Annotated in this window: 13 protein-coding genes; 10 read left to right on the forward strand and 3 right to left on the reverse strand. The window is 72.8% G+C overall.

The features are described from left to right. Window positions 1-128: 128 nt before the first annotated feature. A complete protein-coding gene (locus KO717_RS27930) occupies window positions 129-1,250 on the forward strand; it encodes a glycosyltransferase family 4 protein (RefSeq protein ID WP_301372024.1) in 1,122 nt (373 codons plus the stop codon). A 281-nt stretch (window positions 1,251-1,531) separates the two neighbouring features. On the opposite strand, the gene KO717_RS27935 is transcribed toward KO717_RS27930, so the two are convergent. The 3 genes from KO717_RS27935 to KO717_RS27945 form a co-directional block, all read right to left on the reverse strand. Then, window positions 1,532-3,157: a PucR family transcriptional regulator gene (locus KO717_RS27935; protein WP_301372026.1), complete on the reverse strand. Its 1,626-nt coding sequence runs from the start codon at window positions 3,155-3,157 to the stop codon at window positions 1,532-1,534. 35 nt (window positions 3,158-3,192) lie between these two features. Next, on the reverse strand, window positions 3,193-4,575 hold the full coding sequence (locus KO717_RS27940; protein ID WP_301372028.1) for an FAD-binding oxidoreductase: 1,383 nt from the start codon (window positions 4,573-4,575) through the stop codon (window positions 3,193-3,195). A gap of 142 nt (window positions 4,576-4,717) precedes the next feature. Further along, window positions 4,718-6,547 (reverse strand): glycoside hydrolase family 15 protein, encoded by a 1,830-nt coding sequence (locus KO717_RS27945; RefSeq protein ID WP_301372030.1) that lies wholly within the window; start codon window positions 6,545-6,547, stop codon window positions 4,718-4,720. 446 nt (window positions 6,548-6,993) lie between these two features. Here KO717_RS27945 and KO717_RS27950 point away from each other — a divergent pair, with 446 nt between their 5' ends. From KO717_RS27950 to KO717_RS27990, 9 genes are all read left to right on the forward strand, one after another. Continuing rightward, window positions 6,994-8,646: a CTP synthase gene (locus KO717_RS27950; protein WP_301372032.1), complete on the forward strand. Its 1,653-nt coding sequence runs from the start codon at window positions 6,994-6,996 to the stop codon at window positions 8,644-8,646. 83 nt (window positions 8,647-8,729) lie between these two features. Next, window positions 8,730-9,365: an NUDIX domain-containing protein gene (locus KO717_RS27955; protein ID WP_301374816.1), complete on the forward strand. Its 636-nt coding sequence runs from the start codon at window positions 8,730-8,732 to the stop codon at window positions 9,363-9,365. 151 nt (window positions 9,366-9,516) lie between these two features. Continuing rightward, window positions 9,517-11,505: a tetratricopeptide repeat protein gene (locus KO717_RS27960; RefSeq protein ID WP_301372034.1), complete on the forward strand. Its 1,989-nt coding sequence runs from the start codon at window positions 9,517-9,519 to the stop codon at window positions 11,503-11,505. 152 nt (window positions 11,506-11,657) lie between these two features. After that, on the forward strand, window positions 11,658-12,773 hold the full coding sequence (ald, locus tag KO717_RS27965; protein WP_301372036.1) for an alanine dehydrogenase: 1,116 nt from the start codon (window positions 11,658-11,660) through the stop codon (window positions 12,771-12,773). A gap of 368 nt (window positions 12,774-13,141) precedes the next feature. After that, window positions 13,142-14,260, forward strand: a complete 1,119-nt coding sequence (locus tag KO717_RS27970; protein ID WP_078626630.1) for a ParA family protein — start codon at window positions 13,142-13,144, stop codon at window positions 14,258-14,260. After that, entirely contained in the window at window positions 14,245-14,766 is a 522-nt protein-coding gene (locus KO717_RS27975; RefSeq protein ID WP_301372040.1) for a hypothetical protein, read from the forward strand. Before KO717_RS27970 ends, KO717_RS27975 begins: the two co-directional genes overlap by 16 nt. A gap of 335 nt (window positions 14,767-15,101) precedes the next feature. Continuing rightward, window positions 15,102-16,232 carry a segregation and condensation protein A gene (locus tag KO717_RS27980; RefSeq protein WP_301372042.1) on the forward strand — a complete coding sequence of 377 codons (1,131 nt, stop codon included), beginning with the start codon at window positions 15,102-15,104 and terminating at the stop codon, window positions 16,230-16,232. An 8-nt stretch (window positions 16,233-16,240) separates the two neighbouring features. Then, window positions 16,241-16,864: an SMC-Scp complex subunit ScpB gene (scpB, locus tag KO717_RS27985; protein ID WP_376165076.1), complete on the forward strand. Its 624-nt coding sequence runs from the start codon at window positions 16,241-16,243 to the stop codon at window positions 16,862-16,864. Beyond that, a complete protein-coding gene (locus KO717_RS27990; RefSeq protein WP_301372044.1) occupies window positions 16,864-18,264 on the forward strand; it encodes a pseudouridine synthase in 1,401 nt (466 codons plus the stop codon). Before scpB ends, KO717_RS27990 begins: the two co-directional genes overlap by 1 nt. The last annotated feature ends 133 nt before the right edge of the window (window positions 18,265-18,397 follow it).

Raw genomic sequence — 18,397 nt, forward strand, 5'->3', positions numbered from 1 at the left:
CGTGTGGGTGAGGCTGAGGCGCGTCCAGCGGTATCTCGTACGGGATCCGCACCCGTATGGTCCCGGAACGCGCGTGCGGACTGGCATCCTTGGCGTTCTCTGACTCCCTCACCCTGGAGCTTCGGCCCGTGAGCAGCTCCCCGGTCTCCACCTCCCTCCCGGCCCAGCCCTACGGCCGGCCGCCGCTGCGCACCGTGCAAGTACTCGGCGGCGGTGCGGGCGCGGGCAGCAGCGCCCACGTACGGTCCCTCGCGACCGGCCTCGCCGCGCGCGGGGTACGGGTCACGGTGTGCGCGCCCGTCCAGGCGGAGGGGGAGTACGACTTCACCGGCGCCGGGGCGCAGTTCGCGCCCGACGCGGTCAGCGTGCTGCGGGCCGCCTGCGCCGGGGCGGACCTCGTGCACGCGCACGGCGTGCGCGCCGGGATGCGCGCCGCGCTGGCCATACGGGGGCGCAGGGTGCCGCTGGTGGTGAGCTGGCACGGCGAGGGCCCCACCGCGCCCGGTGCGCTCGGCCGACTGGGCCGGATGCTGGAACGGCACGTCGCGCGGGCCGCGGCGGTGGTGCTCGGGGCCTCCTCGGACCAGGTGGACGCCGCGCGGCTGCGGGGCGCCAAGGACGCGCGGCTGGCCCCGGTGGCGGTACCGGCGGGCCCGGCGGGTCCGGAGGCGGCGGCCGACCCCGGCAAGGTGCGGGCGGAACTCGGCGCGGTGGAACGGCCGCTGCTGATCGCCGTCGGCAGCCTGGTGCCGCACCGCGGGTATTCCGTACTGCTCGACGCGGCACGGGAATGGCGCGGCCTGGACCCGGCGCCGCTGCTGGTGATCGCGGGGGAAGGGCCGCTACGGGCGGAGCTCTCCCGGCGGATCGAGGCGGAAGGCCTCCCGGTACGGCTGCTGGGGCGCCGCCGGGACGCGGCGCAGCTGCTGGCGGCGGCGGACCTGGCGGTGCTGCCCAGCCGGTGGGAGGCGCGGGCGCTGCTGGCGCAGGAGGCGCTGCGGGTCGGCGTGCCGCTGGTCGCCACGACGGTGGGCGGTGTCGCGGAGCTGGTGGGGGAGGGCGCGGTGCTGGTCCCGCCGGGCGAGGCCGGGCCGCTCGCCTCGGCCGTGACCGGGCTGCTGGCCGACCCGGACCGCCGGGCGGCCCTGGTGGCCGCGGGGCGCGTCCAGGCCGCGACGTGGCCGTCGGAGGACGACACGGTGGCGCAGGTCCTGTCCGTCTACGACGAACTGATGGAACGCCGTAGGTAGCCTCCCGGCGGGCAGCGATTCCCTCCGCCCCGGCTCCGCCCGGTCCCGCGCCTCAATCGCCGGCGAGGCTTGATTCGGCCGCGCTGCGTTCTCGTGTGTCGCCTCGTTTCCGCCTCAATCGCCGGCGGGGCTCTTTTCGAGCCCCGCCGGCGATTGAGGCGCGGGACCGGGCGGAGCCCGGGGAACGGTGGAAGGGCGGGTAGGGGACAGCCCCGCAGGGACAGCGCCCACCCGCCCAGGCGTTGACGGACGGAGTCCGGCGCAGCCGTGCGAGCGGCGCGTCAGGAAGGCGTAGGGGCGTGGCGGCGGGCGCGCAGCGCCAGGCTCAGGGAGAGGACCGTTTCCGGGTCGTCCAGGTCCGTGCCCAGGAGTTCGGAGATGCGGGCCAGCCGGTTGTAGAGCGTCTGCCGGTTCAGATGGAGCTCGCGCGCCGTCTCCGCCTTGCGGCCCGCGTGGGCCAGGTACGTCTCCAGCGTCGGCAGCAGCGGCGGGCGCGACGTCGTGTCGTGCGTGCGCAGCGGCCCGATCGCGCGGTCCACGAAGGCGGCCAGGTCGGGGTGTTCGCGCAGCCGCCACAGCAGCAGGTCGATGTCCAGGCGGCGTGCGTCGTACCAGGGCCGGGCCGGCAGGCCGTGGGCCGCCGTCGCGGTCTCCGCGGCGTGGCGCAGACCCGCCGAGGCCGCCGCCCAGCCACCCGCCACGCCGACGACCACGGCCGGCGGGGCGGTGGCCCGGTCCAGGCCCGCGCGTTCGACGCCCGCCCGCAGCGCGGCCGAGACCCGGTCCGCCACCGCCGTACGCTCCGACTCCGCGCGCAGGGAGACCAGCAGCGGCACCCGGCCCTCGACCGGGCGGACGCCCAGCAGGACCGGGACCCCGACCGACGACAGCTCCTCCAGCACCGCACGGGCCAGGACGGCCCAGTTCCCGGACGGGCCGAGGTCGGAGGCCAGCCGCATCACCACCGGCAGCAGCGGACCGCCGCCCGGCTTGAACCCCAGGACACGGGCCTGCGCCGGTGCGTCCTCCGCCGAGATGCGGCCCTCCGCCAGGTCCGTCAGGAAGTCGCCACGGCCGCGCGCCGCCAGCTCCTCCTCCTGCCGCGCCTGCATCAGGACGACGGCCAGGACGCCCGCCGTGCGTTCGGCCGCCATCCGGTGCACCGGGAGCAGCGGGGCCGAGACGCCGACCAGGACGACCCGGGCCCGGACCGAGCCGGTGCCGTGGCCCCCGCCCGGTACGTCGACCACCACCGTGTTCGTGGAGGGTTCGGCCTCGCGCTGGCCCCGCAGGCCCTCCCACACCTGGAGCGGGTCCGCGCCCGCGTCCCCGGCCGCGCTCCCGGCCGCGTACAGGAGCTGCCCGTCGGGGGTCTCCAGGAAGACCGGGTTCCCCGTGAAATCGGCCAGGATCCGCAGGACCTGCGGGATGCCCCCGCCGCCCAGCAGGGCCTCCGTACAGCGGCGGTGGACCTCCTCGGCCCGCTGGAGCAGGGCGTAGTGGTGGTTGACGATCTCGGTGTGGACCTCCTCCGTGACGGCCACGAAGGGGACTTCCCGGTGGAGCTGGACCAGGGGCAGCCCCGCCGAGCGCGCGGTCTCCACGAGGGTCGCCGGCAGCCGCGTGAAGCGCGGGCCCAGCTCGACCACCAGCGCGGCGATCCCGCGGTCCGCGAGGCGGCGTACGAAGGCACGCTGCTCGGCCGGCCGGGTGCCGAGGCCCAGGCCCGTGGTCAGCAGCAGCTCACCGCCCTTGAGCAGGGATGCGATGTTCGGCACCTCGCCGGCGTGCACCCAGCGGACGGTCCGCCCCAGGCGGTCGGCGCAGGCCACCACCTCCGGCAGTCCGCTGCGCAGCCCCGGCAGCTCCAGTGCCCGCTGAACCGTGATCCCGCCCTGGTTTTCCATATCGCGGGACGCTACCGGCAGAACTGTGCCCATCGTCAGGCGGGCTGGATGTTGTGGTTGAAGCGGAAGATGTTGTCCGGGTCGTACTGCCGCTTCAGCGCGCCCAGCCGCTGCATGTTCTCGCCGCCGAGGCCCGAGACCACCCGCTCCACGCCCTCGTCCCCGGTGAAGTTGAGGTAGACCGCGCCGGTGCTCCACGGCCGGGCGTCGGCGCGGACGTCCTTGACCCACTGCCGGCAGCGCTCGTCGTCGGCCGCGTCCTCCCAGATCCCGAACGGGTGCACCGCCCACGGCGCGTCGCGGTACGGCACCGGGTAGTCGGGCGGGCCGGAGGCGATGGCGCCGCCCTGCGGGAAGACCAGGTGCTGGGTGCCCGTCGGTACCGGCATGGCCTCGGCGCGGGCGCAGAAGACGTCCACGAACGCGTCGGGACAGCCGGTGAGGTACTCGGCCGACCAGTAGTTCCGCATGCCCGGCGGGTCGTCGATCATGCACTGGAGATCGGCGTACGGGATGGCCGTGACGATCTCCGACTCGTGGGGGATCGCCAGCAGCGGCTCGGCCAGTTTCCGCATCCCGTCCTCGGGGCCCGCGTACGTCAGCAGCGCCCCGGCCAGCAGGCGGCCGACCAGGTGCGGCGGGACGAACTCCTCGGGCGGGCCGGTGAGGTAGAGCGCGGCGCCGGAGGCCTCGGGCGGTGCGGCCTCGATGACGTCCCGGTACGTACGGACCACCTCGGGCCCGCGCTCCGGCAGGTACAGCAGGAACGCGATCGACATGGCGGGCAGTTCGTACAGCCGCAGGGTCAGCGAGGTGGCGATGCCGAAGTTCCCGCCGCCGCCGTGCAGCCCCCAGAACAGCTCCGGATGCTCCTCCGCGGTCGCGTGGATCAGCTCGCCCTCGGCGGTGACCAGGTCCACGCCCAGCAGGTTGTCCACCGCCAGGCCGAACTTCCGGTCCAGCCAGCCGCTGCCGCCGCCCAGGACGTAGCCGCCGACGCCGGTGGTGGAGGCCCGGCCGCCGGTGGTCGCCAGCCCGTACGGCTCGCAGGCCCGGTCCAGGTGGCTCATGGTGGCCCCGCCCTCGATGTGCGCGGCACCGGCCGCCGGATGGACCGTCACCGCGTGCATCCGCCGCAGGTCCACGACGAGGCCGCCGTCGTTGAGGGACATCCCGGCCACGCTGTGCCCGCCGCCGCGCACGGCGATGTTCAGGTCCAGATCCCTCGCGAACCGCACGGAGGTCACCACGTCCGCCGTGCTCTCGCACTGGGCGATGACGGCGGGTCTGCGGTCGATCATCGCGTTGAAGAGGGTCCGGGCCTCGTCGTACCCCGGATCCTCCGGGGCGAAGACCTCGCCGGACAGATCCTCGCGGAGCGCGGTCAGGGCCGCGCCCGCCTTCGACAGGGGAGCCATGGCTGCCCCCTTCCACCGGAGGGAGGGCATAGGACCCTTCCAGGGTAGGCGCGGACGATCACCGGGGCGCGGCGAGATGATCCGCGCCCCGGGCGCGTCGCCCGCGCCCGGGCCACGCGGCCCGGGCCGTTCGCGGGCCGTCCTAGCCTCCGTACGCCCCGCTGGCCGTCAGCCGCAGGGCCGTGTCGATCAGCGGAACGTGGCTGAAAGCCTGCGGGAAGTTCCCCACCTGCCGCTGGAGCCGCGGGTCCCACTCCTCCGCGAGCAGACCCAGGTCGTTGCGGAGCGACAGCAGCCGCTCGAACAGCCGCCGCGCCTCGTCCACCCGGCCGATCATCGCCAGGTCGTCGGCCATCCAGAACGAGCAGGCCAGGAAGGCCCCCTCGTCGCCCTCCAGGCCGTCCACACCGGCCTCCTCGCCCGCCGTCGGGTAGCGCAGGATGAAACCGTCGGGCGTGGACAGCTCGCGCTGGATCGCCTCGATGGTGCCGATGACCCGCTTGTCGTCCGGCGGCAGGAAGCCCATCTGCGGAATCAGCAGCAGGGAGGCGTCCAGCTCCTTCGACCCGTACGACTGGGTGAAGGTGTTGCGCTCCTTGTCGTAGCCCTTCTCGCACACGTCCTGGTGGATCTCGTCGCGCAGCTCGCGCCACCGCTCCAGCGGGCCGTCCGCGTCCCCGCTCTCGATCAGCTTGATCGTGCGGTCCACGGCCACCCAGGCCATCACCTTCGAGTGCACGAAGTGGCGGCGCGGGCCGCGCACCTCCCAGATGCCCTCGTCCGGCTGGTCCCAGTGGGTCTCCAGGTAGCGGATCAGTTTGAGCTGGAGCAGCGAGGCGTAGTCGCTGCGGGCGAGCCCGGTCATGTGGCCCAGGTGCAGGGCCTCGGTGACCTCGCCGTACACGTCGAGCTGGAGCTGGCCCGCCGCGCCGTTGCCGACGCGGACCGGGCGCGAGTTCTCGTAGCCGGGCAGCCAGTCCAGCTCGGTCTCGCCGAGCTCCCGCTCGCCCGCGATCCCGTACATGATCTGCAGGTTCTCCGGGTCGCCGGCGACCGCGCGCAGCAGCCACTCGCGCCAGGCGCGGGCCTCCTCGCGGTATCCGGTGCGCAGCAGCGAGGAGAGGGTGATGGCCGCGTCCCGCAGCCAGGTGTAGCGGTAGTCCCAGTTCCGGACCCCGCCGATCTCCTCGGGGAGGGAGGTGGTGGGCGCGGCGACGATCCCGCCCGTGGGGCCGTACGTGAGGGCCTTGAGGGTGATCAGCGAGCGGATCACGGCCTCCCGGTAGGGCCCGTGGTACGTGCACTGCTCGACCCACTCGCGCCAGAACTCGGCGGTCGACTCCAGGGCCGCCTCGGCGTCGGGCGTCTCGGGCGCGTCGCGGTGCGAGGCCTGCCAGCTGATGCTGAAGGCCTTCCGGTCGCCGGGGCCGACGGTGAAGTCGGAGTACGTCGTCAGGTCCTTGCCGTAGGTCTGCGCGTCGGCGTCCAGCCAGACGGAATCGGGGCCGGCCACGGCCACGGTGCGCCCGTCGACCTTGTGGACCCACGGCACGACCCGCCCGTAGCTGAAGCGCATCCGCAGGGCCGAACGCATCGGCACCCGCCCGCTGACGCCCTCCACGATGCGGATCAGCTGTGGCGCGTGATCCTCACGGGGTGGCATGAAGTCGATCACGCGGACCTTGCCGCGCGGGGTGTCCCACTCCGACTCCAGCACCAGCGAATCACCGCGGTAGCGGCGGCGGGTGGCACGCGGGGCCTCGGTGCCCGCCGGGAACGACGGGCCGATCCGCCAGAACCCGTGATCCTCGGTGCCGAGAATGCTCGCGAACACGGCGTGCGAGTCGAAGCGTGGCAGGCAGAGCCAGTCCACCGCTCCGTCCCGGCAGACCAGTGCCGCGGTCTGCATGTCCCCGATCAGTGCGTAATCCTCGATGCGCCCGGACACGTGCATCTCCAGTCGAACGGCCACGTCCGCCCCGAAGGGCGCTTGCATTGCGCGGTTGCGCGGTCTCCTGTGTGCAGGGATCTCCGCGTGAGCCCATGATTCCGTATATCGGCTCGGTTAGGCCGTCTGACGGACTGCCCGGCGGTGATGTGTGCAATATCCGAGCAGGATATGACGGCACCCTAGTGATCTCCGTGAGCCTGTGGAGAATGCGGCTGGGCCGAACGGGTGAGCAGCGGCGATGCCGCCCCGGCGCACTCGGGCGCCTCCGGACCGAGCGTGCGCGCCGCGTGCCCGGAGGCGGACCGCTCCGGGCGCTGATAGGCTGGTACCCCGTGGACCGGTGGTCTGCCTGTGCGAATCAGGAGCCCCGAAACCGCAGCTTCGGCGCCCCCTGAGACCCTTCCGGATCGAGGGTGGCCGGCGCCGGACGCACCTCACCTCGCGACCACGGGAGCCCCCTCTTGGCGATGCCGCCCAAATCCATGACGACCAAGCACATCTTCGTCACCGGGGGTGTCGCTTCCTCCCTCGGCAAGGGCCTGACGGCCTCCAGCCTGGGTGCGCTGCTGAAGGCGCGCGGTCTGCGGGTCACGATGCAGAAGCTCGACCCGTACCTGAACGTCGACCCCGGCACCATGAACCCGTTCCAGCACGGCGAGGTGTTCGTCACCAACGACGGCGCCGAGACCGACCTGGACATCGGCCACTACGAGCGCTTCCTCGACGTCGACCTCGACGGCTCGGCCAACGTCACCACCGGCCAGGTCTACAACACGGTCATCGCCAAGGAGCGCCGCGGCGAGTACCTCGGTGACACCGTGCAGGTCATCCCGCACATCACCAACGAGATCAAGCACCGCATCCGCCGCATGGCGACCGATGACGTCGACGTCGTCATCACCGAGGTCGGCGGCACCGTCGGCGACATCGAGTCGCTGCCGTTCCTGGAGACCGTCCGCCAGGTCCGCCACGAGGTCGGCCGCGACAACGTCTTCGTCGTGCACATCTCGCTGCTCCCCTACATCGGCCCCTCCGGTGAGCTCAAGACCAAGCCGACCCAGCACTCGGTCGCGGCCCTGCGCAACATCGGTATCCAGCCCGACGCCATCGTGCTGCGCGCCGACCGTGACGTCCCCATCTCCATCAAGCGCAAGATCTCGCTGATGTGCGACGTGGACGAGGCGGCCGTGGTCGCGGCGATCGACGCCAAGTCGATCTACGACATCCCGAAGGTGCTGCACACCGAGGGCCTGGACGCGTACGTCGTGCGCAAGCTCGACCTGCCGTTCCGCGACGTCGACTGGACGGTGTGGGAGGACCTGCTCGACCGGGTCCACAACCCCGACCACGAGGTCAAGGTCGCGCTCGTCGGCAAGTACATCGACCTGCCCGACGCCTACCTGTCGGTGACCGAGGCGCTGCGCGCCGGCGGGTTCGCCAACAAGGCCCGGGTCCAGATCAAGTGGGTCACCTCCGACGACTGCAAGACCCCGGCGGGCGCCGCCGCCCAGCTCGGCGACGTGGACGCGATCTGCGTGCCCGGCGGCTTCGGCGACCGCGGCGTCAACGGCAAGGTCGGCGCGATCACCTACGCCCGCGAGAACAAGATCCCGCTGCTCGGCCTGTGCCTGGGTCTGCAGTGCGTGGTCATCGAGGCCGCGCGCAACCTCGCGGGCATCGAGGACGCCAACTCCACCGAGTTCGACGCCTCCACCCCGCACCCGGTCATCTCGACCATGGAGGAGCAGCTGGCCTTCGTCGAGGGCGCGGGCGACCTGGGCGGAACGATGCGCCTGGGCATGTACCCGGCCAAGCTCGCCGAGGGCTCCATCGTGCGCGAGGTCTACGGCGACGAGGCCTACGTGGACGAGCGCCACCGGCACCGCTACGAGGTCAACAACTCCTACCGCGGCGAGCTGGAGAAGAAGGCGGGCCTCGTCTTCTCCGGCACCTCCCCGGACAACAAGCTCGTCGAGTACGTCGAGTACCCGCGCGAGGTGCACCCCTACCTGGTGGCCACCCAGGCCCACCCGGAGCTGCGCTCGCGCCCGACGCGCCCGCACCCGCTCTTCGCCGGCCTGGTGAAGGCGGCCGTGGAGCGGCAGCAGTCCGCGAAGTGAGAGCCTGACCGCATAACGTAGGCAGCCGGGGCACGGACCGTGTCCCGGCTGTCGCGTTCTCGGGGAAGGTATCGGCCATGGCCATGGGCAACGACATCGTGGACACACCGGAGTCGTGGGAGGTCGTCGCCTCACGTACCCCGTTCGAGGGCGCGAAGACGGCCGTGAAGTCGGACCAGGTGCGGATGCCGGATTCCTCGGTGGTCCGCCGCGACTACCAGGTGCACCCGGGCTCGGTGTGCGTCCTCGCCCTCGACGAGGAGCAGCGGGTGCTGGTCCTCAAGCAGTTCCGCCACCCGGTGCGGCACCGGCTGTGGGAGCTCCCGGCCGGACTGCTGGACGTGCCCGGCGAGAACCCGCTGCACGCGGCCCAGCGGGAGCTGTACGAGGAGGCGCACGCCAAGGCGGCCGAGTGGCGGGTGCTGGCCGACTTCTTCACCTCGCCCGGCGGCTCCGACGAGGCCGTCCGGATCTTCCTCGCGCGGGATCTGGCGGAGGCCGAGGGGGAGCGGTACGAGGTCTCCGAGGAGGAGGCGGACATGGAGATCGCCCGGGTCCCGCTCGCGGACCTGGTCCGCGGGGTGCTGGCGGGCGAGCTGCACAACCCGGGGCTGGTGACCGGGGTACTGGCCCTCGCGGCGGCCCTCGCCTCCGAGGGTGGCATCGACGCCCTGCGCCCGGCCCTCGCCCCCTGGCCGGCCCGCCCCTATGACGTCTAGACGGTGTCGGCCGGGCGCGCCGCGCGAGCGGGGCGTGAAAAATAGGTCCATCTGCTGATCCGATTGGGGGATTTGCCCGCCGCGCTCCACCCGGGTCGTCGCTCTGCGTGAACTACGCTCGCAATCCGGTGGCAGGGAGAGGAGCGGATCCGTGGCGGATTTCGTCGGGCGGCGGCGTGAGCTCAAGGAGCTGCGCGAGGACATCGCGCGGACCGGGCTCGACACCCTCTCCGGCCGCAAGGCCAAGGCGCCCCGGGCCCGGGTGCTGCTCGTCGCCGGGCGGCCCGGCTCCGGGCGCACGGCCCTCGCCGAGGCCTTCGTGCACGAGGTCGCCGAGGAGTACCCCGACGGAGTCGTCCGCACCCGGCTCACCGCCCCCGGCGGGGAGACCGTGGCCACCGAGCGGGCCGTCCGGAGCCTGCTGGAGGGACTGGGGCGGCCCACCCCGCCCGGGGCCGGTGAGGACGAGCTGAGCTCCGCCCTGCGCACCGCCCTCGAAGGACGCCGGGTCATCATCCTGGTCGACGACGCCGCCGACCCCGAGCAGGTGGACGCCCTGCTGCCGGACACCCCCGAGTGCCTCGTCGTGGTCACCGCCGAAGGGCCGCTCACCGGGATCCCCGACGTCCGGCCCTGCACCCTCGGCGGACTCGACACCCCCTCCGCCGTGGAACTGCTCGCCCAGCGCATCGGCGACACCCGCGTCACCGCCGACCCCCGGGCCGCCGAGGCCCTCGCCGAGGAGTGCGGGGGCCAGCCCGCCGCGCTCGTCCTCGTCGGCGGGTGGCTCGCCGCCCACCCCAAGGCCTCCGTCGCCGACGTGGCCAAGCAGCTCCACGACATGCCCGCCACCACCGGCGGCCCGCTCGCCCGCGGCTTCCGGCTCGTCTACGAATCCCTGCCGCAGCCCGCCCAGCGGACCCTGCGGCTGCTGCCGCTCGCCCCGGCCGGCATCGTCGACTCGCACACCGCCTCCGCCCTCGCCGGCTGCTCCGTGGCCGCCGCCCAGTCCACCCTGGACGACTTCGCCGGGCTGGGCCTCGTCCGCCCCTCCCGCGACGGCCTCTTCCTGCTGCCCGGCTGCCTCGCGCCGCTGCTCCAGGCCCTCCTGGAGGCCAAGGAGCGCCCCGCCGAGGTCCAGCTGGCCCGGGCCCGGATGCTGGAGCGCACCGTACGGCTGCTGCACTCCTGCCGGGCCATGGCCGAGTCCGCGGAGCCCGGGGTGGACGCCGCCGTCGACGACGGCCTGCGCGAGCTGCTGGACGGCCTGCCGCGCGCCCTGCGGTTCCCCGACCGGCGGGCCGCCGCCACCTGGCTGGACACCCGGCTGCCCGCGCTCACCGCGGCCGCCTCCCTGGCCGTGGCCGACGGGGAGCTGGACACCCTGGCCCGCCGGCTGGTCGCGGCCCTCGTACGGGCGCTGGCGGACCACCGGGGCACGGCCGGGGCCGCCCCCGAGCTGTACGGGCTGCACCGCCTGGTCCTGGACGTGGCCGAGCGGCGCAACCTGCGCCGGGAGCAGGCCGCAGCGCTGCTGAACCTGGCCGATCTGGACGCCGAGACCGGCCGGACCCAGGAGGCGCTGGAGCGCTACCGGGCCGCGCTGGACGCCGGACGGGCGGCGAACGACCCGTACGCGACGGGCCGCGCGATGGAATCCGTAGGCGGTGCCTACCAGGAGCTGGCGGACTGGCACCGGGCCTCCGACTGGTTCGGCCGGGCGCTCTCCCAGGCCCTCGCGCGGGGCGAGCGCGCGGACGAGGCCCGGCTGTACGGGCGGCTCGGGAACGTTCACACCTACGCGGGGCGGTACGGGGACGCGCTGCGCAGCTGGCGGGCGGCCGCCGCGGGCTACCGGAAGCTGGCCGATGTCCCCGGTCAGGCCAAGGCGTTGAGCGAGATGGCGCGGGTCCAGGAGTACGCCGGCCGGCCCGAGGAATCGCTGCACACCTGCCGCGAGGCGGTGGAGCTGGCCCGCAAGGCGGGCGACCAGCGACTTCAGGCCGCACTGCAGGTCCGGCTGGCCGACACGCTGGACAGGCTGGGGGACCCCGCGGCTGCCAGGCTGCACCGCTCCGCAGCCGACAGATTGCTGGGAGATGACCCCGCAGCCTGCGAAATCCGTAGTGCTTCCGACTGAGATTATTGGTTTGCAAGGCTAGACAGCGACTCATCCTTCATTAGACTGGGTTCACCGCGGCTTCCCGTGGTGCATCCCGTTGCGCGTTCTTGTGGGCGGGTATGTATGGAAGTGCCCCGTAATATCCCCTGAGCCAAGGACCGTGATCGACGATGAAGGTCGGCATCCCCCGCGAGGTCAAGAACAACGAGTTCCGGGTCGCCATCACGCCCGCCGGCGTGCATGAGCTGGTCCGTAACGGCCACCAGGTCTTCATCGAGCAGAACGCCGGTGTGGGCTCCTCGATCACGGACGCCGAGTACGTTTCGGCCGGCGCCGAGATCCTCGGTACCGCCGACGAGGTCTGGGCCACCGCCGACCTGCTGCTCAAGGTCAAGGAGCCCATCGCGGAGGAGTACCACCGCCTCCGCAAGGACCAGACGCTCTTCACCTACCTGCACCTCGCGGCCTCCCGCGAGTGCACGGACGCCCTGCTGGAGTCCGGCACCACCGCCATCGCCTACGAGACGGTCGAGCTCGCCAACCGCGCGCTTCCGCTGCTCGCCCCGATGTCCGAGGTCGCGGGCCGCCTGGCCCCGCAGGTCGGCGCCTACCACCTGATGCGCTCGGCCGGCGGCCGCGGCGTCCTCCCCGGCGGTGTCCCCGGCACCCACGCCGGCGAGTGCGTCGTCATCGGCGGCGGCGTCTCCGGCTGGAACGCCGCGCAGATCGCCATCGGCATGGGCTTCCACGTGACCCTGCTCGACCGCGACATCAACAAGCTCCGCGAGGCCGACAAGATCTTCGGCACGAAGATCAAGACGATCGTCTCCAACGCCTTCGAGCTGGAGAAGGCCGTCGTCGAGGCCGACCTCGTCATCGGCGCGGTGCTGATCCCGGGTGCGAAGGCCCCGAAGCTGGTCACCAACGAGCTCGTCGCCAAGATGAAGCCCGGAAGTGTCCTTGTCGACATTGCGATCGACCAGGGCGGCTGCTTCGAGGACTCCCGTCCGACCACTCACGCCGAGCCGACCTTCACGGTCCACAACTCGGTCTTCTACTGCGTCGCCAACATGCCGGGCGCGGTTCCGAACACCTCCACCTACGCGCTGACGAACGCGACGCTGCCCTACATCGTGCAGCTCGCCAACCTCGGCTGGGTCGAGGCGCTGCGTCGTGACCCCGCCCTCGCGCTGGGCCTCAACACCCATGACGGCCAGGTCGTTTACGGTCCCGTCGCCGAGGCCCACGGCCTCGAGACCCTTGAGCTGAGCACGCTGCTCGGCTGACACGTCAACGACTGACGTCAATCTCACGTATCCGGCCGGACCTTGCCCGCAAGGTCCGGCCGGACGCGTTCGCGGGGTGCCCGAGGACCCCGCTCAACTCGCCTCGAACGTAACCCTTTAACCCTTTCGCGCACCCGCGAAACTTCGCAGCGACAGCTCGTGCGCCCTTGACAGAGCGGTGTTCGGTTGCCGACACATCGTGCCGGGTCCGGCGGATTGTGTTGCCGCTGGGCGGTGACACGCCATAGAGTCGCCAACCGTCGGCATGGTGCCACGCTGACCTATCGATAAGTGTCCTGGTCACGTCCGAGGAGGTAAGACGACTTGTGAATGAGTCGACATTTGCTCCTGGGGGTGGTCGAGCAGGGATGCCTGAGCGGGGCCAGGGCCCTACCGGGCTCGAAGCTGTCGGCTCCGTCGCAGTACGCACCTTCGCAAACCACCAGCACATGACGACGCCCCAAAAGAGCATGGACGGCCTAGACGTGAACTCCAGGGCCGGCGACCTGAGCGGCGAAAAGCCCGTGGGTTTCGCCGACTACGACAATGTGCCCGAGGGGCACTTCTACGACCCCGACGCGGAGTACGAACCGGACCCCGAGTACGCGGCCACTCTCGCCCCCGACGCTGCCCGTCAGCGCCGTGAGCGGATCGGCCCGACCGGACGCCCGCTCCCGTACTTCCCGATCCCGGGTCCGCTGACCGACCACGGTCCGGCGAAGATCATCGCGATGTGCAACCAGAAGGGCGGCGTGGGCAAGACCACGTCGACCATCAACCTGGGTGCCGCGCTCGCCGAGTACGGGCGCCGCGTGCTGCTCGTCGACTTCGACCCGCAGGGCGCGCTGTCCGTGGGTCTCGGCGTGAACCCGATGGAACTCGACCTGACGGTCTACAACCTGCTCATGGAGCGGGGCATGTCGGCCGACGAGGTGCTGCTCAAGACGGCGGTCCCCAACATGGACCTGCTGCCGAGCAACATCGACCTGTCCGCTGCCGAGGTGCAGTTGGTCAGTGAGGTCGCGCGCGAGTCCACCCTGCAGCGGGCCCTGAAGCCCCTGATGGCCGACTACGACTACATCGTGATCGACTGTCAGCCCTCGCTCGGTCTGCTGACCGTGAACGCCCTGACGGCGGCTCACAAGGTCATCGTCCCGCTGGAGTGCGAGTTCTTCGCGCTGCGCGGCGTGGCGCTGCTGACCGAGACCATCGAGAAGGTGCAGGAGCGGCTCAACCCCGAGCTGGAGCTCGACGGCATCCTCGCCACGATGTACGACTCCCGTACGGTGCACAGCCGTGAGGTGCTGGCGCGCGTCGTCGAGGCCTTCGACGACCACGTCTACCACACGGTCATCGGCCGCACGGTGCGCTTCCCGGAGACCACGGTCGCCGGTGAGCCGATCACCACGTACGCGTCCAACTCCGTCGGCGCCGCCGCCTATCGCCAGCTGGCCAGGGAGGTGCTCGCCCGGTGTCACGCCGAGTGAGTCTGCCCGGAGCCGACGAACTGTTCCGTACGACCGGGGGGATGGCGCTCCAGTCGTCCTCACCGCGGCGCGGGGTCGATGAGACGCCCGCCGCGGAACACTCGGCCACTTCGGCCGAGGGCACGGCGGGTGAGGGGCGCGGCCGGGAGGCCGCGGACTCCGGCGGTCCCGTCGTGGGGCAGCCCAGGCGGCCGCAGGAAGGTTCTGCCGGACCGGCCGGCGCCGTCGGGTCCGCCCCGGCCGGCGCGGGCCGCCGCGGCAAGGGGCAGGGCCGTGGCGCGAACCGGCGCCCCAGCGGCCGCGAACGCCACGACGAGAAGATCACGGTCTACGTCTCCGCCGAGGAGCTCATGGACCTGGAACACGCGCGGCTGGTGCTGCGCGGGGAGCACGGACTGGCGGTGGACCGGGGCCGCATCGTCCGCGAGGCGGTCGCGGTCGTCCTCGCCGATCTGGAATCCCGCGGCGACGCGAGCATCCTCGTACGGCGCCTGCGCGGCCGCTGACCGCCCTGAGGGCCCGCCCTGCCGATGCCCCGGCCCGTCAAGGCCGCCGGCGCGCCGCTGCTCGGCCCGCGGCGCGCCCTCCCGGAGCCGGGCCCCGGCGGCTGTCCGCCCGACGACCGGGCGCCCGGGCGATCTGCGGCCCGCCCCCGGAACTCCGCCCCGCCGCGCGGAGCCGCCCGCACGGGGCTCCGTACGGGCGCGGGAGCGCCGGTCCGGCGGTGACGCCGTGCCGGGCGGTGGTCCACCGGGGAGTGCGGGGGAGCCCGTAGGCTGCTGGTGGCCGCGGCCACGGCGCCCGGCCCTCCACACCGCCCCCATGCACCTCCTGGACCGCGATGCCCTTCCCCGCCGAACCCGGCCGACCGACCCGGCGCGTCCTGGGCCGAGGCCCCGGCGCTCCCGACACGGCCCGGCAGCCGGAGGCGTACGACGGGGGAGCGGACCGCGAAGGCCCGGAAGCCCCCGGAAGCCCGGAGGCCCCCGAGGCTCCCGGAGCGCCCGAGGTCCCTGGAACCCCCGAAGCCTCCGAAGCCCCTGAGGCGCCCGCTGCGCGCCCCGCGCCGGCGGCGGGCGGCACCCAGCCGGAACGTTCCCCCGGGCCCGCAGACGGGCAGCAGGAGCCCCCTGGGTCCCACCCGGAGGCGGCGGCCCCGGCGCCCCCCGCGGGCGGCGACGGGCGGTTCACCCTGCGGCTCGCCAACTTCGAGGGCCCCTTCGACCTGCTGCTCCAGCTGATCTCGAGGCACAAGCTCGACGTCACCGAGGTCGCGCTGTCCAAGGTCACCGACGAGTTCATGGCGCACATCCGTGCCATGGGGCCCGACTGGGACCTCGACCAGACCACAGAGTTCCTCGTCGTCGCCGCCACCCTCCTCGACCTGAAGGCCGCCCGGCTGCTGCCGGTCGCCGAGGTCGAGGACGAGGCGGACCTGGCCCTGCTGGAGGCCCGGGACCTGCTCTTCGCGCGCCTGCTCCAGTACCGCGCGTACAAGCAGATCGCCGAGATCTTCGAGCGGCGCGCCGAGGCCGAGGGCAGGCGGTACCCGCGGACGGTCGGGCTGGAGCCGCACCACGCGGACCTGCTGCCCGAGGTCGTCATCAGCATCGGGCCGGAAGGGTTCGCCCGCCTCGCCGTGAAGGCCATGCAGCCCAAGGCCAGGCCCCAGGTGTACGTGGACCACATCCACGCCCCCCTGGTCAGCGTGCGCGAGCAGGCCGGGCTGGTGGTGCGGATGCTGAAGGCGCGCGGCGAGGCCACCTTCCAGGAGCTCACCGAGGACGCCGGGGACACCCTCACCGTCGTCGCGCGCTTCCTGGCCCTGCTGGAGCTCTACCGGGAGAAGGCGGTCGTCCTCGACCAGGAGGAGGCCCTGCAGACCCTCACCGTGCGCTGGAGCGGCGGGGACGGCGACGGCATGCCGACCGTGACCGACGAGTTCGACCAGATCGTGGAGGCGAAGGATTGAACGGCGACGTGAGCGCGGTGGCAGCGCTGGAGCTGAAGCCGGCCCTGGAGGCCGTGCTCATGGTCGTGGACGAGCCGGCCACCGAGGCGCACCTGGCCAAGGTGCTGGAGCGCACCCCGCGCGAGGTCGGGCAGGCGCTGCGGGAGCTCGCCGACGAGTACACGGCCGCCCGCCGGGGCTTCGAGCTGCGGCTGGTCGCCGGCGGCTGGCGGTTCTACACCCGGGCCGCTTACGCGCCGGCCGTGGAGGGCTTCGTCCTGGACGGCCAGCAGGCCCGGCTCACCCAGGCGGCCCTGGAGACCCTGGCGGTCGTCGCGTACCGGCAGCCGGTCAGCCGATCGCGGGTCTCGGCGGTCCGCGGGGTCAACTGCGACGGGGTCATGAGGACCCTCCTCCAGCGGGGTCTGGTGGAGGAGGCGGGGACGGAACCCGAAACAGGTGCGATCCTGTACAGGACGACGAACCACTTTTTGGAGCGGATGGGCCTGCGCGGTCTTGACGAGCTCCCGGAGCTCGCGCCCTTCCTCCCCGAGGCGGAGGCGATCGAAGCCGAGACGCAGGAAGGTGTTCCGTCGTTCGATCCGGACGCACCGGACACAGATGCAGACGACGACAAGACGACGGAACTTTGATGCGAAGCAGCGGCAACGGCAACGGTGGCGGCAACAGGAACAGCGGCGGCGGCGGTGGCGGCGGGCGCGGTAACTCCCGCGGCGGCTCCTCCAGCGGCGGTGGCTACCGCGGGAGCGGCTCCGGCGGTGGCAGCGGCTCCGGCGGCTCCCGCGGCGGCAGCTCCGGGGGCGGCTACCGGGGCGGCAGCTCCGGCGGCTCCGGCGGCGGCTCCCGCGGAGGCAGCTCCGGCGGCTCCCGCGGCGGCTACCAGGGTGGTGGCTACCAGGGCGGCGGCTCCCGCGGAGGCAGCTCGGGCGGCGGCTACCAGGGCGGTGGCGGCTACCAGGGCGGCGGTTCCGACTCGCGCGACCGCGACCAGCCGGCCCCCCGCATCCGCAACCCGCGTCCCGAGGAGCGCCGCTACGACGTAGGCCCCGAGGGCGAGCGCAGCGGACGCAGCGGCCCCAAGGCGGGCGGCGGCGGTGCCCGCGGCGCCGCGGCGCGCGGTGGCGCCAAGGGCGGTCCCCGCACCTCCAAGACCCCCGGCATCGGCGGCGCCGGCGGCCCGCGCAGCGGCCCCGGCAGCCGCAGCGGCCAGTCCCGCCCGCGCGAGCTGGACGCGCGGATCGAGGAGCGCGTGCGCGACCGGTACGCCGACAAGCCCGTGGTCAAGACCCCGAAGACCTTCCCCGGTGCCGAGGAGGAGGGTGAGCGTCTGCAGAAGGTGCTCGCCCGCGCCGGCATGGGTTCGCGCCGCGCCTGCGAGGAGCTCATCGAGCAGGCCCGCGTCGAGGTCAACGGCGAGATCGTGCTGGAGCAGGGCAAGCGCGTCCTGCCGAAGGACGAGATCAAGGTGGACGGCCTGACCGTCGCCACCCAGTCGTACCTGTTCTTCGCGCTGAACAAGCCCGCCGGTGTCGTCTCCACCATGGAGGACCCGGACGGCCGCCAGTGCCTCGGCGACTACGTCACCAACCGTGAGACCCGTCTCTTCCACGTCGGCCGGCTCGACACCGAGACCGAGGGCATCATCCTGCTCACCAACCACGGTGAGCTGGCCCACCGCCTCACGCACCCGAAGTACGGCGTGAAGAAGACGTACGTGGCGGCCATCACCGGCCCGCTGCCGCGCGAGATCGGCAAGCGGCTGAAGGACGGCATCGAGCTGGAGGACGGCTACGCCCGCGCCGACCACTTCCGCGTCGTCGACCAGGTCGGCAAGAACTACCTGGTCGAGGTCACCCTCCACGAGGGCCGCAAGCACATCGTCCGCCGCATGATGGCGGAGGCCGGCTTCCCGGTCGAGAAGCTCGTCCGGACCTCCTTCGGTCCGATCGAGCTGGGCGACCAGAAGTCGGGCTGGCTGCGCCGCCTGACCAACACCGAGGTCGGCATGCTGATGCGCGAGGTCGGTCTCTAGGACGCAGGCCGGCCGCCGCGCAGGCGGCCGGTCCGATCGCAGAAACCCGCGGTGCCCCAGGGCGCCGCGGGTTTTCTGCTTGTCGGGGACCCCGATCACTGTTTATAGTCAGTCTGACCATTAAACAGTCCGA

This window comes from Streptomyces xanthophaeus (assembly GCF_030440515.1).
Lineage (GTDB): Bacteria > Actinomycetota > Actinomycetes > Streptomycetales > Streptomycetaceae > Streptomyces > Streptomyces kutzneri.

Excerpts from the sequence above, each read along its gene's own strand:
- KO717_RS27935 (WP_301372026.1), bottom strand. The coding sequence starts at position 3,157 with ATGGAAAACCAGGGCGGGATCACGGTTCAGCGGGCACTGGAGCTGCCG.
- KO717_RS27940 (WP_301372028.1), bottom strand. The coding sequence starts at position 4,575 with ATGGCTCCCCTGTCGAAGGCGGGCGCGGCCCTGACCGCGCTCCGCGAG.
- KO717_RS27950 (WP_301372032.1), top strand. The coding sequence starts at position 6,994 with ATGCCGCCCAAATCCATGACGACCAAGCACATCTTCGTCACCGGGGGT.
- KO717_RS27955 (WP_301374816.1), top strand. The coding sequence starts at position 8,730 with ATGGGCAACGACATCGTGGACACACCGGAGTCGTGGGAGGTCGTCGCC.
- ald (WP_301372036.1), top strand. The coding sequence starts at position 11,658 with ATGAAGGTCGGCATCCCCCGCGAGGTCAAGAACAACGAGTTCCGGGTC.
- KO717_RS27970 (WP_078626630.1), top strand. The coding sequence starts at position 13,142 with ATGCCTGAGCGGGGCCAGGGCCCTACCGGGCTCGAAGCTGTCGGCTCC.
- KO717_RS27980 (WP_301372042.1), top strand. The coding sequence starts at position 15,102 with ATGCCCTTCCCCGCCGAACCCGGCCGACCGACCCGGCGCGTCCTGGGC.
- KO717_RS27990 (WP_301372044.1), top strand. The coding sequence starts at position 16,864 with ATGCGAAGCAGCGGCAACGGCAACGGTGGCGGCAACAGGAACAGCGGC.